The organism is Odoribacter sp. N54.MGS-14 (genome assembly GCF_000980295.1).
Lineage (GTDB): Bacteria > Bacteroidota > Bacteroidia > Bacteroidales > Marinifilaceae > Odoribacter > Odoribacter splanchnicus.
In genome coordinates, this window is the sequence record NZ_LARL01000008.1 from 46,660 (window position 1) to 65,404 (window position 18,745).

The following is an 18,745-nucleotide window of genomic DNA, read 5'->3' on the forward strand; positions in this document are numbered from 1 at the left end:
AGATAATTGAAAAACTTTATTTTTATAGCTTTTCACCTTTCGCTTTTCGCTTATAGCCTATAGCTTATCGCCTTTCAGCCTTAAAATGGCAGATCGTCGTTATCGTCCGGTGTATTCATCGGAGGAGTAGCGGTCGTTGAAGTGCTACTTGAAACCGACGGCGTATAAGATCTGGGAGCATTTCCTGTGGCCTCACCGTCTTGTCTGGAAGATAACATTTGCATATTATCGGCATAAATTTCGGTCGTATATCTTTTTACTCCATTCTGGTCGTCCCAGGAACGGGTACGAATCCGTCCTTCGATATAAAGACGCATTCCTTTTTTGACATACTTTTCGACGATTTCAGCCAATCCTCTCCATAATACGATGTTATGCCACTCGGTCTGATCGATGTTTTCGCCGTTTTTGTTTTTATATCTTTCCGTAGTTGCCAGACGGAGATTGGCAACCGCTACTCCGCCTTCCAGGTATCTGACTTCCGGATCAGCACCTACATTTCCAATTAAAATTACCTTATTTACCATAATGCGTCCTAATTAAATTATTTAAATAATTGAAGCAGATAATGAGTGAATCATTGTTCGAAACCCATATACACGTGTAAATTTCTTAACTGAAATTTTACACAAGTTACGAAAAAAAACGGACATGGGATACATCGTCTGCATGATTTTTTTCAGAAAAGCGAAATTAAGGAAAAAAATCTGATTCAGAAAAAAATGACAAAAATCATCCCGTTTTTTTTATTCTTAATAGAAAAGCTTTATATTTGCAGACTGAAATTTGAACGAGAAGAAATAAATTATTGAATATTAAATATTTAAAGAAAATGACAAAAGCGGATATTGTTAACGAAATTTCGAGAACGACCGGGATTGAGAAAGTAGCTGTGCAAGCAACTGTGGAGGCTTTTATGGAGTCAATTAAAAATTCCGTTGTTGAGGGTAAAAACGTGTATTTAAGAGGTTTCGGTAGTTTCGTTGTGAAGAAGAGAGCTGAAAAAACAGCCCGTAATATTTCTAAAAACGTAACTATCAAAATTCCGGAACATTTTATTCCTTCATTCAAACCATCCAAGAGTTTTGTTAACGACGTAAAGGGTAATGTTAAAAAATAAGAAAGGAGGAATTTATGCCAAGCGGTAAGAAAAGAAAAAGACATAAGATGGCTACCCACAAACGGAAAAAAAGACTGAGAAAGAATCGTCATAAGAAGAAGTAAAATTCTTCGCGTTTGTGAGTAAAGATATAAACCTAAAGGCACACGTCTTTAGGTTTATTTGGTTAAAAGATAATGTAATACGGTATCTTAAATAGATAAAAGTTGTGAGTAGTGAGTTAGTTATTGACGTCAAAGCAGATGAAATTGTCATTGCCCTGTTGAGAGAAAAGAAACTGATCGAATTGACAAAGGAAAAGACCAGTATGCAATTTGCTGTCGGGGATATTTATCTCGGAAAAGTGAAGAAAATCATGCCGGGATTGAATGCTGCTTTCGTGAATGTAGGGTATGAAAAGGATGCTTTTTTACATTATCTGGATTTGAGTCCCCAGTTTCATTCGCTGGATAGCTATATCAAACAATGTATAGCTAGAAAAGGAATGCCGGTATCGAAGTTGAAACTGGAACCGGAAATTCCCAAAAATGGGAAAATTGCCGATATTCTGACAGTCGGACAATGGGTGGCCGTTCAGGTGGCCAAAGAACCGATTTCTACCAAAGGACCCCGCTTGACTTCCGAACTGAGTATTGCAGGACGGAATCTGGTATTGATGCCTTTTGCCGATAAAGTGTCGGTTTCCCAAAAAATAAAATCTCCGGAAGAACGGAAAAGACTGAAACGTTTGATCGAAAGTATCAAACCGAAGAATTATGGCGTGATCGTCCGGACTGTCGCCGAAGGAAAGAAAGTAGCTGTTTTCGATAGTGAGCTCAAAGAATTGGTCGAACGTTTCGAAACGGCTTTTAAACACATCCGGGAGATAGAACCTCCGAAATTGATTTTAGGAGAGATCGATCGTACCAGTGCCATACTCCGGGATATCCTGAATCCCTCTTTCGAAAATGTATATGTCAACGATATCACGCTGAGTAAAGAAATCCGGCATTTTCTGACTACTATTGCTCCGGAAAAGCAGGATATTGTCAAATATGTTTCTCCTGAGATACCGATTTTAGACCATTTTGGTGTGGATAAGCAAATCAAATCTTCTTTGGGAAAGACGGTTTCCTTTAAAAACGGAGCCTATCTGATTATCGAACATACGGAGGCTTTCCATGTGATCGATGTGAATAGCGGTAACCGGACCAAACTGGGGGACGATCAGGAAACGAATGCCCTTGAAGTCAATCTGGCAGCAGCCGAAGAAGTGGCTCGGCAATTGCAGTTGAGGGATATGGGAGGGATTATCGTCATTGATTTTATCGATATGCAAAAGGCGGAAAATCGCCAGAAATTGTTCGATAAAATGAAGGAATGTATGGAAATCGACCGGGCAAAGCATACGATCCTGCCATTGAGTAAATTCGGGTTGATGCAAATTACCCGCCAACGGGTACGCCCCGCTATGACTGTGGATACGACCGAACTGTGTCCGGTATGTCACGGTACCGGTAAAGCGGAAGCCGCTATTCTGGTGATCGATAAGATTGAAGATGAATTGGAATTTTTTGTATGTGAGAAGAAAAACAAACGTATTATCTTAAAAGTGCACCCTTTTGTCGGTGCCTACCTGAAAAAAGGATTACTGTCCATGCGGCGGAAATGGGCTTTCCGTTATCATATTTCACTGAAAATAGTTGATGTCCCTTCCTATTATATCTACGAATACCATTTCTATAACCGCTATAACCGGGAGTTGGAGAATTAGAAAAAAGTAAAGGTGAAAAGTGGAAAGATCGATCGTCCGGTTGGGAAGGAGGATTGATCGGGGGAGGATTTTATATTGCTGAGAAGAGGAATTCCGGGTGTATATGCTATGGCTGTCAACTTATGAAAATACAGCGGACAGAGATTGTCCGTGGCCTTCTTAAAGAAACTTGAAAAACGTTTGCATACCCATTAATTATATGTTAAACTTGTATTTGCGTCTAGTGTGAAAAAAAATTAATAATATTTTTGTATGGAGATTTTGCATCAGACGGTGTAGAGGCAAGAATGAAAATTAATTAATAATACACTTAATAGTTTATGAAAAAAGGATTGTTTGCTTTTTTGTTGACGTTCATGCTGGGTATTTTTACTGTTTCGGCACAGGTAGAAAATCCGGCTCAATGGTCATATTCTCAGAAGAGTCTGGGAAATAATGAATACGAACTTGTTTTTAAGGCCGCTTTAGAACCGGGATGGCATATTTATTCGATGTATACGCCCGAAGGTGGTCCTATGGCTACAACTGTTACTTTTGAAGAAGCCGGAAAAGGGATCGAATTGGTTGGAAAAGCAACAGAGAACGAACCCAAAAAAGAACATGACGATGTATTCGGTGTGGACGTTTGGTCGTTCGAACTTGAATATGTCATTACTCAAAAAATTAAAGTAACCGATCCGGCTATTGCTGCTGTAAAAGGTGAAATCGAATTTCAGGTATGCCGCGAAGGACAATGTGTGAGATTCGACGAATCGTTCGATATCAAGATCGGTGATCAGCCTGCTGCTAAAACTGAAGTAAAAGCTGCTGCTGCAACCGATTCTTCCAGTGATTCGACTAAAGACGAGTCTTTGTGGATATTTTTCTGGGGGGCTTTCGTAGCCGGTTTGGCTGCTGTGGTGATGCCTTGCGTTTTCCCGATGATTCCGATGACTGTATCTTTCTTTATGCACGGAGATACGAACAAAGCAAAGGCGAAAGCAAAAGCGATCTTCTTCTCTTTGTCGATTATCGCTATCTATACCGCTCTGGGATTGATTATTTCTATGTTATTAGGTCCTGATTTTATCAACTGGTTAAGTACCAATTGGGTGCCTAATGTATTTTTCTTTGTGATCTTTATGATTTTCGCAGCTTCTTTCTTCGGTGCTTTCGAGATTGTATTACCTTCCTGGATTGTAAATAAATCGGATGCACAAGCAGATAAAGGCGGATATGTCGGAGCTTTCTTCATGGCTTTCACTTTGGTATTGGTATCTTTCTCTTGTACAGCTCCGATTGTCGGGACTGTACTGGTTGAGGCTGCCAGAGGATCTGTACTGCGTCCGATTATCGGTATGTTGGGATTTTCTATCGCTGTAGCCTTACCTTTCGGTTTCTTTGCTTTCTTCCCTTCAAAACTAAGCAACCTGCCGAAATCAGGAGGTTGGTTGAACTCTGTAAAAGTGGTACTCGGTTTTATAGAAGTTGCTTTAGGATTCAAATTCCTGATGGTTGCCGACCAGACTTACCACTGGGGATTACTCGACCGTGAAATATATATCGCTATTTGGGTAACGATCTTTACTTTGCAGGGATTGTACCTGATGGGTAAAATCAAATTTGCACATGACAGCGAACTGAAATACATCGGTGTTCCCCGTCTGGCGTTTATCATCGCTACGTTCACTTTTGTGGTATATCTGATTCCGGGTATGTTCGGTGCTCCTTTAAAAGCTTTGGCCGGTTATTTCCCGCCTCAGGAAACCATCGACTTCGATATCAACCGGATTGTACGGGATAATGTAAAGCAGATTTCTGTCAGTGGTGTTGCTACCGGAACAGCTAAGAAGTCTGACGCTTGTGAAGCTCCGAAATATTCCGATTTCTTGCATTTAGCTCATGGTTTGGATGGCTATTTCGATTATGATCAGGCTTTAAAATGTGCTCAGGCTCAAAACAAGCCGCTCTTTATCGACTTTACAGGACACGGTTGTGTAAATTGCCGCGAAATGGAACAATCGGTATGGTCCGATCCGCGTGTATTGGATATGTTGAAAAACGATTATGTCGTAGTGGCTTTGTATGTAGACGACAAGACTACTTTACCTGAAAGTGAATGGTATGTATCCGATTATGACGGAAAGAAAAAGAAAACATTAGGCAAGAAAAATGCTGACTTTCAGATCAAGAAATTCGATTCTAATGCACAGCCCAACTACATTTTGTTGGATAGCCGCGGCGGCAACGATAATGATCTGAGACCGCATATACTGGCTGCTCCAAGAGGACATAACCTGGATAAAGATGCTTTCGTTGAATTTTTGAAACAAGGTTTGGAAGAATATAAGAAAAGAGGAAATAATTAATTGACTCTTTGACTGATCGATCAGGTACCCCGGAAACGGGGTACCTTTTTTATTTTCCGAAAATTCGGTCTTTTATGTAACTTTTGATCTTTTCAACTGTCTTAGTATTGTAAGTGAGTTTGAATGATGGATAAAAATGAATTTATATCTCTGGTACTTCCTTTAAAGGATCGGTTGTTTCGGGTGGCTTGGTGTATTCTGCGAAGCAAAGAAGAGGCCGAAGATATTGTTCAGGATGTAATGCTGAAGGTGTGGAGGGATGAAAAAGGAAAGGTTGAAAATCTGGCAGCTTATTGTTACACCATGGCCCGGAATCTGGCTTTAAACCGATTGGTCTTGAAAGACAATCGGAGCAAGGAGTTGGAAGGGGCATATGAACAGGAAGTGCAGGAACAACCGTTGGAAAATATAATCCGTACCGAAAAGATGAAGTTGTTATATCGGATGATTGACGGATTACCCGGTTTACAGCGGGATGTCGTCCAATTGAGAGATATGGAAGGACTGAGTTATCGGGATATTGCGAAAACTTTACAGGTGACGGAAGAACAGGTGAAAGTGAATTTATTCCGGGCCAGGAAAAAAATTAAAACATGGATTTTAAACATGGAGAATTATGGATTATGATCGGATCATAGGGTTGTTGGATAAGTACTGGAAGTGTGAAACCACCTTACCCGAAGAAGAAGAACTGCGTTATTTTTATAAGCATTGCCGGCAAATGCCGGAAGAATTGGCCGAATATAGGGAGCTGTTCATCTTTCAGGAAGGGGAAAGACAAATCGGGTTAGGAAATGATTTCGACCGGAAAATTTTGGCTTCCATCTACAATAAACGTCCTGCCGGATGGAGAAAAGGGCTTCGGGCGGCTGCGGTGTTGTTGTTATTGATAGGGGTAAGCCAGGTATTGATCGATATAGGGAATCCGCAAAAGGATACTTGTCAGACTCCCGAACAGGCACTGGCCGAAGTCCGGCAGGCTTTGAATTTTGTATCTTCGAAGATGAACAGAGGACAACAACTGTTGGAAGAGAATATGGACGAAATGAAATGGATAAACCGATATATAAAATAAATAGGTAATGAAAAAGTGGATATGCATTGGATTATTTTTGATAGGAACCTGTAGTGTCCAGGCCCAGGATCTGGTGAGCGATTTTTTGGCCAAGACGAAAGAAAATAAAGTCTTTACACAGGTCAATATCAGCTCCAGGATGTTTCAAATGATTTCAGAGATCACGGATGCTGAAACGGAAAGTATTATCCGAAATTTGACCGGTATGAAAATGCTGACAACAGAACAGGAAACAGACCGGTATTTTCAGGAAGTACGGACGATGCTTCAGAAGCGAAAGCCTGAATATGAGGAATTGATGAGCATTCTGGAAGAAGGAGAACAGGTGTGGATGTATGTCCGGGAAAAGAATAAGGAGATTGTCGAATTGGTGATATTGGTAGGAGGAAAGGAAGAGTTTATGTTGATGAGCTTTTGTGGGGTGATCGATTTGAAAAAAATCTCCCGTTTGGCTAAAGCAGTAAATGTGGAAGGTATGGAGTACCTCGGAAAAGTAAAGAAATAGAGTGTGTCGAATTTTAAACTTTGGGATGATGAAAAAAAGTTTGTTCGTATTGATTTTAATCGGAGGTTGGGTAATCCCCTCTTGGGCTCAGAATAACAAAGAGTTCGAACAATTGTGCAAAAAATATCAGGATTCGGAAAATGTCGGATCGTTCGGAATGGATGGCTTGGGTTGTCTTTTGGCTTCCTGGTTTATCGGGAAAGAAGCGAACGATATAAATGCATTGATTCGGCAATGTTCTTCTTTCCGCATATTGAGTTGTAGCGGAGAAGAAAGTAAAATGCTATGTAAAGATATCCGGGCATTTGTCCGGGCTAGCAAACTCGAGGAATTGATCAGTGTACAAGAAGATGGATCGGAGGTGAAACTCTATATGCAAACGGTTAAAAATAAAGTCCATCAGGTTTTTGTATCGGTTGTCGATGAAGAACAGGAAGTTGTATTTCTGCAAGTAAAAGGAAAATTCGATCTGGCAGCTATTCAAAAATTAGCTAAAACTTCTCAGATTAGTTATCTTTGCCACTGAAAAGGACAACAGATATGCAGATATTGAAGTATATTTTCATCGGTTTGCTGATATTTTTAACGTGTGGTTGTGGTGGAAAGAAAAAACAAGGAGAATTCCGATATTTCCGGAATTATCAACGTACATTTAACGATTTGAACGATAAGCATCTGAAGGCTGCCCGACAATGGGGGATACAACCGGTTACTTCTGACGAATTGTTGGAAGAGCAAATGGGAAAGTTGGATAAAATCGGCTCCTGTCGTTATTATCAGGTAGATGAATTGACCCATTCTATCCCTTATTTGGTTCCCCGGGCAGAGAAATTATTGAAGACGATTGGCCGGAATTTTCAGGATTCCCTTTCCAGTAAAGGCCTCTCTTCCCGTAAGATCATCGTGACCAGTGTGTTGAGAACAACCGGGAATGTGAAAAAGTTGCGGAAGAAAAATGTGAATGCCAGTGCCAACTCAGCTCATGTTTATGGAACTACTTTCGATGTTGCATATGCCCGTTACAAAGGAGCCGAAAAAGAAGAAACCGATAAATTAAAGTCTGTGTTGGCAGAGGTTTTGCAAGATTTGCGCAAGCAAAAGAAATGTTATGTCCGTTACGAATTCAAACAAGGGTGCTTTCACATCACTGTTCGTTAAGTGAACAGGTGCGCTTCATTCTTAGTTGTACCTTTTGTAATGAATTTGGTAACCAACTCCTTTCTTTAAAATCAACTGGTCTTTGTCGAGCTGTATGATATTCAGGGTGTCTGAAAAATGTAAGGTTTGACGGTTGCCGGTACTTTCTCCTTCCAGAATGAGTGTTTTTCCGTTTATCTTCCAGCTTTTGTATTGAAGAGTGGCCATATTGATCGAACTGGCTTTTCCGTCTTTCTGAAATTTTATTCCTTGTACATCCTGGGCTCTGCCGGGGATGGGTTCACACCAGGAACCTAGTATTTTTTTCTCGTAACCTGTATTGGAACAGGATATCAGGCCTAAAGTCAGACAAGCGATTAAAGTAAAATTTTTCATATCACATTTTATTTTATAGTTGTTTGTTTTTAAGGAGATAGCAAAAATAAAATTCTATAGGTGAAATGACGAACTTGTCTTGGAGAAAGAGAAAAAATCTTGATTTTAATCAAGATTTTTTCTGGATTCGTAGAGAATACGGGTTCTGATCCGGCTTAATGTCTCGGGAGTGATTCTGAGGTAAGAAGCAATTTCTTTGAGATTAACCCTGTTCAAAATATCGGGAACTCTTTTTTGTAATTGGAGATAACGTTCCTCGGGGGTATCACAATGCAGGGAAATTATTTTTTTGAGAAAGTCGAAGGCCAACGATTCGACGAATGCACGTACATAAATTTCACCGTCGACCGATATTTGAAGAAAAGGACGTAAGGTTTCCAGAGGGGCCTGGATAACGACAGAATCTTCTAAAGCTTTTACATCCAATAAAGCGTCACAACCCTTTCGGGAAGGCAGGTAGGAGGATATAATTTCTTTCTCGAAAGCAAAAGCCATAATGTGTTCTGCACCTTTAGCGTCATGGCGGAGAAATTTGAAGCTTCCCCGGACGAAGATACAAATAAAGCCTCACATTTTAATATTGAATTATCTTTCAAAATTGATTATCTTTGCACGCCCGGAAGGGAAGGAATCATAGGTAATTATAAAAATAAAATATATTATGGGTTTACAATGTGGTATTGTCGGACTGCCGAATGTTGGAAAGTCTACCTTGTTTAATTGTTTGAGTAATGCGAAGGCGCAATCCGCCAATTTCCCTTTTTGTACGATAGAGCCCAATGTCGGGGTGATCACTGTTCCCGATGAACGGTTGAATAAACTGGTCGAGTTGGTGAATCCGCAGAATGTGGTTCCTGCTGTGGTTGAAATTGTCGATATTGCCGGCCTGGTGAAAGGAGCCAGTAAGGGCGAAGGATTGGGTAATAAGTTTCTCTCTAACATCCGTGAGACGGATGCTATTATTCATGTGTTACGTTGTTTCGATGACGATAATATCGTACATGTGGACGGTAGTGTAGATCCGGTGAGGGATAAGGAAATTATCGATACTGAATTGCAGTTGAAAGATTTGGAAACAGTAGATAATCGCTTACAGAAAGAGGAGAAAAGAGCTATGACAGGTGGGGATCCGGTCGCTAAACGCTTAGTTGAAGTACTTCATCTGTATAAAGCTGCCTTGGAGAAAGGATTGTCTGCCCGTACCGTCGTATTGGACGATTTACAACAGGAAGCGGCCAAAGACCTGCAATTATTGACTAATAAACCCGTATTGTATGTTTGCAATGTCGACGAAGCCTCGGTTGTGAAGGGAAATAAATATGTAGATGCTGTTCGTGAAGCGGTGAAAAATGAAAAAGCCGAAGTATTGATTATCGGGGCAGGCATTGAGGCTGATATTGCAGAACTGGAGACCTACGAAGAGAAACAATTGTTTCTGGAAGATTTGGGACTAAAGGAAGCCGGAGTCAACAAGCTGATTCGTACGGCTTATCATTTATTGAATCTTCAGACCTATTTTACTGCTGGCCCGAAAGAAGTGAGGGCATGGACTTTCCGTAAAGGTATGAAAGCACCTCAGACGGCCGGTATTATCCATACCGATTTCGAAAAAGGGTTTATCCGGGCCGAAGTGATCAAATACGATGATTTCATTGCATACGGTTCCGAAACGAAATGCAAAGAAGCCGGCAAAATGTCGGTAGAAGGGAAAGATTATGTGGTGCAGGATGGAGATATGATGAATTTTAGATTTAATGTATAATCGATCACGGGGACGGGGCAATTGTGCGAAAATTTCGCACAATTGCCCCGTCCCCGTGATCGATTTTTCATCAGTCTTCTTCGTTAGGTAGATAGAAGTCGAAATCGCTATTGCGGTCACAGATTAGAAGGCCGTCCTGGATGGTCAAGGGAGCTACTTGAATACAACTTCTCCGGTATTGATACGGTAGGTTGCCTGATTCATCATTTCGGGTTTCGGTATGTGATTTACGTCCCGGGTGTGTGAAGTAGAATATATAAGCTTTATCTCCGGCCACAACGACGTCGGCATGTGCTCCCTGAGGAGTATCCTGGAAACGCTTGCCTGGTTTATCCAGGAGCAATCCTTGTTTTTCCCAGGTATTTAAGTCGGTGGAACGGTATACCCGCAAACCTTGCCATTCATCGGTGATCATCCAGTAATAATTGCCGAAACGGAATACTTTGGGGCCTTCATGGGCATTCCCTCCAATTGCCGGCTGATCGTGGGTAATCCATTTTTTTAGATTTTTACTTTCGGCCATCATTGTCACAGAGCCGCGGTTCTGGTCTTTGTACCACATTTTCCAAGTACCGTCGGGAGTCCGGTATAAGGTAGGATCGATGATATTGGAGTTGATCTGTGGTTTTCCTGCATATTTCCAGTCCCATAAATTTTTACTAGTGTAGTGGGCGATACAGGCATTCCCGCTCCAATGATTGCGTACGCCTTGAATATAAGATACGAACATATGGTATTTACCGTTGTGATACACGACATCCGGTGCCCAGAATGTGTTGTGTCCCGGTTCGATATCCAGGTCGAGAGTGCCCCGGTAAACCCAACTTTGACCATGGTCGTCGGAAGAGGCTATACCGATCTGATTCCCATAACAATAGGCGACGTCTGCGGTTTCGGAATTTGCCCGGCGTTGCGTGTAAAGCATCCACCAGTTTTTTTCAGTCCGGTTCCAGATAAGTACCGGGTCGGCAGCTCCATCGGTAATCGGATCCCGGAATAGGGGAGCCGGAGCTTGGTGTTGTCCCCACAAACTCATGGTGTAAAGCAGGAATAGAATGAAAAATAAAATTTTCATGGCTGTAGAGTGATTAGATTAGTACAAAAGCTTTACAAGGATACATTTAGAATTTGGGAGCCTGGGCTTCATTCGACGGCATATTTCCTTCCACGTAAGGCCAACCCTTTTTCCAGTGTATCCGGTCGAGCATCACTACCCGCCCTTGTTTGGCCTTATCCCGGATATAAGCATGATATAAAATCCAGTCGTCTCCTTTTTTATCGGTCATGATTTCGGCGTTGTGCCCCGTACCGGCAAAACTAGCATTGGGATGAATGACCACCTCGTGGTGGTTGTCGAGCATGGAATTGCCGTTTTTGTCCATGTAAGGGCCGAACAGGCTTTCCGACCTGCCGACGACCGTGGTGTAGGTACTTTTTTCTCCCTGACAACATGAACCGATGGAAGCGAACAGATAGTAATACTTGCCTTTTTTATGGACATATACGGCTTCGTAGGCCGTTCCTGCTATCTGCGTCGGTTTTGCACCGGGACGGATATGAAGTCCATCTTCGCTTAATTCGATATAATAAATACCCCGGAAACTTCCCCAAAACAGGTATTTTTCTCCGTTTTCTTCGATATAAAAGGGATCGATAGAGTTTTGAACTCCGATTTCATTACTCCTGAAGAGTTTTCCCTGGTCCGTAAATGGTCCTGCCGGCGAGTCGGCAACGGCGCATCCGATACCGCAAGTATGTTCTCCTCCCCAGCGGGACATCGCATAGTATAGCACGTATTTCCCATCGATGTGATTGATATCCGGCGCCCACAAACCGGCTTTGGGTTCGAAAGTCGGACGTGTCGCATCGGTGAAAGCAGTTCCGACAAAAGTCCAGTTAACCAGATCGGGAGATTTATAAATCGGTATATTGTGAATATCCTCGGTGGCGTATAAATAAAACATTCTGTCGGGAGCTTGAATCACAGTAGGATCCGGAGTCGACTTAGCCAGAACCGGATTACAGTAAACTTTAATTTTAGGTGTTGTTCCATAACTATGGAGAGAACAGAAGAGGAGAAGTATGAAGATGAAGCTTATTTTCATAAATATTGAAGTCATAATAATCAAAAAGAAAACGGTGACAGTCCAGTTTGCAACCTTTGTTACCGTTTTTACTGTTGTCACCGTTTTAACTTTATAAATTGCTTGGGTATCTCCTTGTCATACTAACAGGAGCTATCGGTTATTCTGCACCGAATTTATAAATACAGGTGCTATGATATTTTTCTCCCGGACGTACGACAACCGAAGGCCAGTCGGCTTTGTTGGGGGAATCGGGATAGTGTTGTGTTTCCAGGCAAAGAGCAGAACGTAAGGGATAGTAAATACCGTGTTTACCTTTTACAGTCCCGTCGAGGAAATTGCCGGCATAAAATTGAATACCCGGTTCGTTGGTATATACTTCCAGAGTACGTCCGCTTTTGGGGTCGTACACTTTAGCTGCAACTTGGCTGATGTCGCCTTGGGTGTTCAAAACGTAGTTGTGGTCGTAGCCGTGACCGTTTTTCAATTGTTCGAAATCGTAATTATCGATTCTGGCACCGATTGCGGTTGCTGTCCGGAAATCCATCGGAGTACCTTCGACCGGTGCGATTTCGCCGGTAGTCATAAACGTACTGTCCACCGGAGTATAATAATCGGCATTCAGCGTCAACTGATGATCCAGAATGGTGGTTTTGCCATCTCCTGATAGGTTGAAATAAGCATGATTGGTCAGATTGACGATCGTCGGTTTGTCGGTTTCTGCTTCATAGTTGATCTGAAGAGCATTGTCGTCGGACAAGCTGTAAGTAACCGTTGTTTTCAGCGTTCCCGGAAAACCGGCTTCTCCGTCGGGAGAAACACAGCTCAGGACTAATGTCTGGGCATTGGGTTGGGTTGCATCCCAAATCCGGTGATGAAATCCGGTGTCGCCTCCGTGTAAGCAGTGACCGTAATTATTTTGAGGCAATTGGTATTCCTGGCCGTCCAGGATGAAACGTCCCTGATTGATCCGGTTACCATAGCGTCCGATCAGAGCTCCGAAATTACCACCTTGGTCGGCGATATAATCGGCGATAGAACTGTGGGCCAGCATGATGTCACCGAACTTGCCGTTCCGGTCGGGTACCCAAATAGAAACGATACGACCTCCGTAGTTCGTGATCGCTACCTCTACACCATTTTTGTTTTTCAGTTCGTATAAAGCGACTTTTTTTCCGGAAACCGTCGTGTCGAAATCTGCTTTCTTTAATCCGGATAAGGTCGTGCCCGTATCGGTCTTGCTGTTACAAGCCATCAGAGAGCATAATGCACAGCATACGATGAGTAATCTTTTTTTCATATATAAAGTATTTAGTGTGTAATTTTGTTACAAAGTAAGAAATAATCCGGATAGGATACTAATAAAATTATGTCATAAAATGGTATTTTCAGATCAAACCAAACGTTTGAAGCCTGATTCCGGACCTGATTTTTACCTGATATTGACATTTAATGGTTAGATTCTTTTACCTTTTGTCTCATTTTAGAACTATTTTTACGCTATAGAAATTTTTAACCTAAAATATGATATGATGACTTTATTCACAAAATCGTTGTCGGTTTGTGCAGGTACTTTATTGGTAACAGGTATTTTATTCACCGGTTTTCGTTCGGCTGACGAAGAGCATATTGCTGTAGTAGGACGTCCTTCGACCAAGGTGGCCAATGTGAATTATACCGCTAGCCGAGCCCCTTTGAAGCCTTTACAGTTTATTAAATTACCTGTAGGGAGTATTCAACCCGAAGGATGGCTGAGAAAATACCTGGAATTGCAGAGAGACGGGCTGACCGGACATTTGGGAGAAATCAGTGCTTGGCTGGAAAAAAACGATAATGCTTGGCTGACTGCTGGCGGACAACACGGTTGGGAAGAGGTGCCCTATTGGTTGAAGGGGTACGGTAATCTGGCCTATATCCTGAACGATCCTAAAATGATTGCCGAAACAAAAGTTTGGCTGGAAGGGGTTTTCAAAAGTGTACAACCGGACGGGTATTTCGGACCGGTAAACGAACGGGATGGCCGCCGGGAATTGTGGGCTAACATGATTATGTTGTGGTGTATGCAGTCTTATTATGAATATTCCGGCGATCAACGGGTGATCGATTTGATGACCAATTATTTCAAATGGCAGTTGACGGTCGATGACAGTAAATTCCTGAGGGATTATTGGGAAAATAGCCGGGGAGGTGATAACCTTTGGAGTGTATATTGGTTGTATAATATTACCGGTGATTCATTTTTATTGGAACTGGCGGAGAAGATTCACCGTTGTACGGCCGATTGGACAATGGACAGTCGTTTACCCAACTGGCATAATGTGAATGTAGCACAGTGTTTCCGTGAACCGGCCACTTATTATATGCTGTCGGGTGATTCGGCCCATTTGGCTGCCAGCTATAATGTACATGCTTTGATTCGCCGTTGCTTCGGGCAAGTGCCGGGTGGTATGTTCGGGGCTGATGAAAATGCCCGGATGGGATGTATCGATCCCCGGCAAGGTACTGAAACCTGTGGGTTTGTCGAAGAAATGGCTTCCGACGAATTGATGATGCGTATCACTGGCGATCCGATGTGGGCAGAACAGTGTGAGAACGTGGCCTTCAATTCTTATCCCGCAGCGGTGATGCCTGATTTCAGGGCTTTGCGTTATATAACTTCCCCCAATCAGGTGTTGAGTGATGCTCAAAATCATAATCCCGGGATTGATAACGGAGGGCCTTTCCTGGCGATGAATCCTTTTAGCAGCCGGTGTTGCCAGCATAATCACGCACAGGGATGGCCTTATTATACCGAACATTTGGTGATGGCTACTCCGGATAACGGTCTGGTGGCCGCTCTTTACGGAGCTTGTCAGGTTAAAGCTAAAGTGGGGAATGGTAAAGAGATCGTTTTGAAAGAAACCACTCACTATCCGTTCGAAGAAACCATTGCTTTTACGGTGGATACGAAAGAAAATGTGAATTTCCCGTTTTATCTGCGGATTCCCTCCTGGACCAGGAAGGCACAGGTAAAAGTGAATGGCAAACGGATGAAAGTCTCTCCTGTTGCCGGAGAGTATTTCCGTATCGAACGGACTTGGAAAAACGGTGACCGGGTAGAACTGGTATTACCGATGCACCTGACTATGCGTACCTGGCAGGTAAATAAAAATAGCGTCAGTGTGAATTACGGTCCTCTGACTTTATCGCTGAAAATCGGTGAGGAATTTATCCGGAGAGACAGCCGTGAGACGGCTATCGGGGATTCGAAATGGCAAAAGGGGGCAGATGCTGAAAATTGGCCTTCTTATGAGATCCATCCGACAACTGCCTGGAATTATGCATTGGTATTAGGCGAAAAGGACCCGCTGGAAGGGTTTGAAGTGGTGAAAAAATCCTGGCCGTCGGATAATTTCCCGTTTACTCCCGGTAATGTCCCCTTGGAAGTGAAAGCACAGGGCCGCCGGATTCCTTCGTGGAAGATCGATAAGTATGGATTGTGTGCTGTGTTGCCTGAAACAGATGCACCGAAATCCCCGCAGATTGAAAATATAACCTTGATACCGATGGGAGCTGCCCGTTTGCGGATTTCTGCTTTCCCTGCCGTATCCGAATAATAGAGCCTGCAAGGTGAGATTTGGATGGTATATTATAGTAATTGGATTCTCCTGTCCTCATGTAAAAGCGGATAGAAGACTGTTTTTCGGAATCCTTTGGATATAGCCTTAGGAGATTCTTATGTTTTTTTGTTGGCTTCCGACGGACATTATTATATGTACGGGACTGGAGGATGGTTTTGCTTGCTATTCTTCGGACCAATCACGGGGACGGGGCAATTGTGCGAAAATTTCGCACAATTGCCCCGTCCCCGTGATTCTATAATAGGTTAATGTAATCTGTCCAACTTTTCGGGGGGGGGCAGTTCAGAATCGGAACGGTATAGAAAAAATAAGTCTAAATTTATAGGTATAAATAATATGTAAATACTGTAATTTATATGGGATAAAATTTTTATCTGAGATCGATAACTTCTACTTCCGGATGTTTAGCCGGGTCGAATTTAAAGAATGAATCGGCAGGTACGGGTGAACTTTGTTTGATGGATTTAATTGTGATCAGGACATTGTTTCCGTCTTTGCCGAAAGAGGTTACTTTTTGTATCGATGAAGTGGCCGGATTTACCCAGATACCGATTTTTGTAAAGTTACGGCTTTTATCTGTAGGAAAAAGTTCGATGTAGGTTATGTCGTTGCCCGTGCTGACCAGTTTTTGGTCGAATCCTTGGTTGTGGATATCGAAAAGTGTCGTCGGATTCAACATCTCTTCTTCTTCTTCATTGGGATTTTTGATGTTGACTTCCTGTACTTCCGGCATATAGGTATAGATATTTTTCCCGTCGTAATAGTTTTCAACGTCCATCACGTTGAGTTTATAAAGATTTCCCTTCATCCAGGCTTTTCCTTCGTGCATTTCATGGATATTTTCGCTGGGGTTTTCCATCGTTAGGGTAAAGTCGATTTCTGCTGCCGGGTAAGCTTTGAATTTTGCAGCTGCTTTATCCAATATTTCTTTTGCTTTCGGGTCGTTTTGTGCAAATACTGCATAAGCGAGGAGCACAAATAGAAGAGTCATAAAATATCGCATAATAAAAAGTTTTAATGTGTTCTGATCCTATTTTGTAATTTCATTACGGCAAAGATACAGAATGTACCGTATATTCTGAAATTTTATTTAGATTTGTATGGTGAAATAAGTTTAAGGACCTATGTTGTTATTTATCAAGCTCGGCTTTTTCGATATACTGGATATTCTGATCGTTGCTTTTATTTTTTATCAGATTTATCGTTTGGTGAAGGGGACGGTAGCGATTAATATCTTTGCCGGAATTTTTACGTTTTATGTGGCCTGGTTGTTGGTGAGGGCGTTGAATATGGAGCTGATCACCTCCATTATGGGGCAGTTTTTCGGTATGGGAATGATCGCCCTGCTGATCGTTTTTCAACAGGAAGTCCGCCGGTTTTTATTGCTGGTGGGTAGTAAATATAATTTGCAGAATATTTTCAATCTGGAGAAATTGTTTGCCAAGCCTGTGATCAAGGAAGATGTATCGGATGCTATCGTCGAGGCCTGTGTGAATTTTTCGGCTTCGAAGACGGGGGCTTTGATTGTTTTTCAGCAAAATACCGAATTGTACAATTATGCCCAGACAGGGGTCATGATGAAAGCGAAGGTGACCGATGAATTGATTGAAAATATTTTTTTCAAGAATACGCCTTTACACGATGGAGCCGTTATCATCAATGAAAATAAGATTTTAGCCGCCCGTTGTATTCTTCCGGTCTCCGATCGCCGGGATATTCCCGGAAGTATGGGATTGCGGCATCGGGCTGCTTTGGGACTCAGTGGGGTGAGCGATGCTTATGTGGTTGTCGTGAGCGAAGAAACCGGAAATATCACTTTCTTTAAAGACGGAAGTTTTAAAGTAAAAGTGAGTCCCGAGGAATTGAAAAAATTTTTGAGCAACGATTTCTCCGGCTTTGTGGTGAAATAATGTGATTTGCCCGGCCGGTGGTAGTAAAACAGGGGTCCTGCATGCAGAACCCCTGTTTTGACGGTAAGCGGTTGGTTTATAAAGTTTTCAGACAAGCGTTGACATTGTCTTCGATTCGTTTCAGCACATGGGTAGAATCGGCTTTTACGAATTTCTGGCCTGTGATGTGTTCATATAATTCGATGTAACGATCGGTAATTCCGGCAACTACTGCGGGAGTCATTTCCGGTACTTTTTGTCCGGCTTGTCCCTGAAAGCCGTTATCCATCAACCATTCACGAACGAATTCTTTGGATAATTGTTTTTGTTTTTCACCTTTGGCGAAACGTTCTTCATACCCTTCTGCATAGAAATAACGGGAAGAATCCGGTGTATGGATTTCGTCGATCAGGTAAATCCGACCGTTTTTCTTTCCGAATTCATATTTGGTATCTACCAAAATCAATCCTTTCTCGGCTGCAATTTCTGTCCCGCGTTGGAATAAGGCATAGGTGTATTTTTCCATCAGCTCGTAATCTTCGCGGCTAACTAAGCCTTGAGCGATGATTTCTTCTTTGGAAATATTTTCGTCATGACCTTCATCGGCTTTTGTCGTGGGAGTGATCAGAGGAGAGTCGAATTTTTGATTTTCTCTCATTCCTTCGGGTAAGGGCAGACCGCAAAGGGTACGTTCTCCGGATTTATAAGCCCGCCAGGAACTTCCGGTCAGGTAACCCCGGATCACCATTTCTACTTTGAACGGTTCGCATTTATGTCCGACAGTAACCATCGGGTCCGGTGTGGCTATTTTCCAGTTCGGAACGATATCTGCGGTTGCATCCAGGAATTTAGATGCGATTTGATTCAATACCTGCCCTTTGTAAGGCACTCCTTCCGGCAATATGACGTCGAAGGCCGAAATTCGGTCTGAAACCACCATGACCAGATATTCATCATTGATATCATATACGTCACGCACTTTCCCTTTGTACACACTTTTTTGTCCCGGGAAACAGAAATCTGTTTTTACAATAGCATCCATAGAAATTATATTAA

19 protein-coding genes are annotated in these 18,745 nt (G+C 42.3%); 11 read left to right on the forward strand and 8 right to left on the reverse strand.

Annotation, left to right across the window (positions count from 1 at the left end; translation table 11 throughout):
• Window positions 1-80: 80 nt before the first annotated feature.
• Window positions 81-530: a single-stranded DNA-binding protein gene (locus tag WS42_RS03175; RefSeq protein WP_046402769.1), complete on the reverse strand. Its 450-nt coding sequence runs from the start codon at window positions 528-530 to the stop codon at window positions 81-83.
• A gap of 284 nt (window positions 531-814) precedes the next feature.
• Here WS42_RS03175 and WS42_RS03180 point away from each other — a divergent pair, with 284 nt between their 5' ends.
• The 8 genes from WS42_RS03180 (at window position 815) to WS42_RS03215 (ending at window position 7,959) form a co-directional block, all read left to right on the forward strand.
• Window positions 815-1,120, forward strand: a complete 306-nt coding sequence (locus WS42_RS03180; protein WP_445557737.1) for an HU family DNA-binding protein — start codon at window positions 815-817, stop codon at window positions 1,118-1,120.
• A gap of 208 nt (window positions 1,121-1,328) precedes the next feature.
• Complete coding sequence (locus tag WS42_RS03185) at window positions 1,329-2,873, forward strand: Rne/Rng family ribonuclease (protein ID WP_022160284.1); 1,545 nt, start codon at window positions 1,329-1,331, stop codon at window positions 2,871-2,873.
• A 320-nt stretch (window positions 2,874-3,193) separates the two neighbouring features.
• Window positions 3,194-5,221, forward strand: a complete 2,028-nt coding sequence (locus tag WS42_RS03190; RefSeq protein ID WP_013610573.1) for a protein-disulfide reductase DsbD family protein — start codon at window positions 3,194-3,196, stop codon at window positions 5,219-5,221.
• 123 nt (window positions 5,222-5,344) lie between these two features.
• Window positions 5,345-5,848, forward strand: coding sequence for a GFO_1088 family ECF-type sigma factor (locus WS42_RS03195; protein ID WP_013610574.1), 504 nt, complete (start codon window positions 5,345-5,347; stop codon window positions 5,846-5,848).
• Window positions 5,838-6,296 carry a PG0215 family putative anti-sigma factor gene (locus WS42_RS15260; protein ID WP_087381962.1) on the forward strand — a complete coding sequence of 153 codons (459 nt, stop codon included), beginning with the start codon at window positions 5,838-5,840 and terminating at the stop codon, window positions 6,294-6,296. Before WS42_RS03195 ends, WS42_RS15260 begins: the two co-directional genes overlap by 11 nt.
• 7 nt (window positions 6,297-6,303) lie before the next feature.
• Window positions 6,304-6,801 (forward strand): DUF4252 domain-containing protein, encoded by a 498-nt coding sequence (locus WS42_RS03205; RefSeq protein ID WP_013610576.1) that lies wholly within the window; start codon window positions 6,304-6,306, stop codon window positions 6,799-6,801.
• Between the two features lie 28 nt (window positions 6,802-6,829).
• Window positions 6,830-7,327: a DUF4252 domain-containing protein gene (locus WS42_RS03210; RefSeq protein ID WP_013610577.1), complete on the forward strand. Its 498-nt coding sequence runs from the start codon at window positions 6,830-6,832 to the stop codon at window positions 7,325-7,327.
• A 14-nt stretch (window positions 7,328-7,341) separates the two neighbouring features.
• On the forward strand, window positions 7,342-7,959 hold the full coding sequence (locus WS42_RS03215; RefSeq protein ID WP_013610578.1) for a DUF5715 family protein: 618 nt from the start codon (window positions 7,342-7,344) through the stop codon (window positions 7,957-7,959).
• A gap of 21 nt (window positions 7,960-7,980) precedes the next feature.
• On the opposite strand, the gene WS42_RS03220 is transcribed toward WS42_RS03215, so the two are convergent.
• Both WS42_RS03220 and WS42_RS03225 read right to left on the reverse strand, forming a co-directional pair.
• Window positions 7,981-8,334, reverse strand: a complete 354-nt coding sequence (locus WS42_RS03220; RefSeq protein WP_046402765.1) for a lipocalin-like domain-containing protein — start codon at window positions 8,332-8,334, stop codon at window positions 7,981-7,983.
• 105 nt (window positions 8,335-8,439) lie between these two features.
• Window positions 8,440-8,829 (reverse strand): cyclic nucleotide-binding domain-containing protein, encoded by a 390-nt coding sequence (locus tag WS42_RS03225; protein ID WP_046402928.1) that lies wholly within the window; start codon window positions 8,827-8,829, stop codon window positions 8,440-8,442.
• 166 nt (window positions 8,830-8,995) lie between these two features.
• On the opposite strand from WS42_RS03225, the gene ychF reads away from it, so the two are divergent.
• The gene (gene ychF, locus WS42_RS03230; RefSeq protein WP_013610581.1) at window positions 8,996-10,096 is read left to right on the forward strand and encodes a redox-regulated ATPase YchF; all 1,101 of its coding nucleotides are present in this window, start codon (window positions 8,996-8,998) and stop codon (window positions 10,094-10,096) included.
• Between the two features lie 70 nt (window positions 10,097-10,166).
• Here ychF and WS42_RS03235 read toward each other — a convergent pair whose 3' ends face one another.
• The 3 genes from WS42_RS03235 to WS42_RS03245 form a co-directional block, all read right to left on the reverse strand.
• The gene (locus WS42_RS03235) at window positions 10,167-11,171 is read right to left on the reverse strand and encodes a family 43 glycosylhydrolase (RefSeq protein WP_013610582.1); all 1,005 of its coding nucleotides are present in this window, start codon (window positions 11,169-11,171) and stop codon (window positions 10,167-10,169) included.
• A 46-nt stretch (window positions 11,172-11,217) separates the two neighbouring features.
• Window positions 11,218-12,201, reverse strand: a complete 984-nt coding sequence (locus WS42_RS03240; protein ID WP_118577152.1) for a family 43 glycosylhydrolase — start codon at window positions 12,199-12,201, stop codon at window positions 11,218-11,220.
• A gap of 139 nt (window positions 12,202-12,340) precedes the next feature.
• Complete coding sequence (locus WS42_RS03245) at window positions 12,341-13,480, reverse strand: aldose epimerase family protein (RefSeq protein WP_013610584.1); 1,140 nt, start codon at window positions 13,478-13,480, stop codon at window positions 12,341-12,343.
• A gap of 232 nt (window positions 13,481-13,712) precedes the next feature.
• On the opposite strand from WS42_RS03245, the gene WS42_RS03250 reads away from it, so the two are divergent.
• Window positions 13,713-15,776: a beta-L-arabinofuranosidase domain-containing protein gene (locus tag WS42_RS03250; RefSeq protein WP_046450737.1), complete on the forward strand. Its 2,064-nt coding sequence runs from the start codon at window positions 13,713-13,715 to the stop codon at window positions 15,774-15,776.
• Between the two features lie 394 nt (window positions 15,777-16,170).
• Here WS42_RS03250 and lolA1 read toward each other — a convergent pair whose 3' ends face one another.
• Window positions 16,171-16,803 carry an outer membrane lipoprotein periplasmic chaperone LolA1 gene (gene lolA1 / locus WS42_RS03255; RefSeq protein WP_022160673.1) on the reverse strand — a complete coding sequence of 211 codons (633 nt, stop codon included), beginning with the start codon at window positions 16,801-16,803 and terminating at the stop codon, window positions 16,171-16,173.
• A 121-nt stretch (window positions 16,804-16,924) separates the two neighbouring features.
• On the opposite strand from lolA1, the gene cdaA reads away from it, so the two are divergent.
• Window positions 16,925-17,710, forward strand: a complete 786-nt coding sequence (gene cdaA, locus WS42_RS03260) for a diadenylate cyclase CdaA (protein ID WP_013610587.1) — start codon at window positions 16,925-16,927, stop codon at window positions 17,708-17,710.
• Between the two features lie 76 nt (window positions 17,711-17,786).
• Here the strand turns inward: cdaA and WS42_RS03265 are convergent, their stop codons facing one another.
• The gene (locus tag WS42_RS03265; RefSeq protein ID WP_013610588.1) at window positions 17,787-18,731 is read right to left on the reverse strand and encodes a phosphoribosylaminoimidazolesuccinocarboxamide synthase; all 945 of its coding nucleotides are present in this window, start codon (window positions 18,729-18,731) and stop codon (window positions 17,787-17,789) included.
• Window positions 18,732-18,745 lie beyond the last annotated feature (14 nt).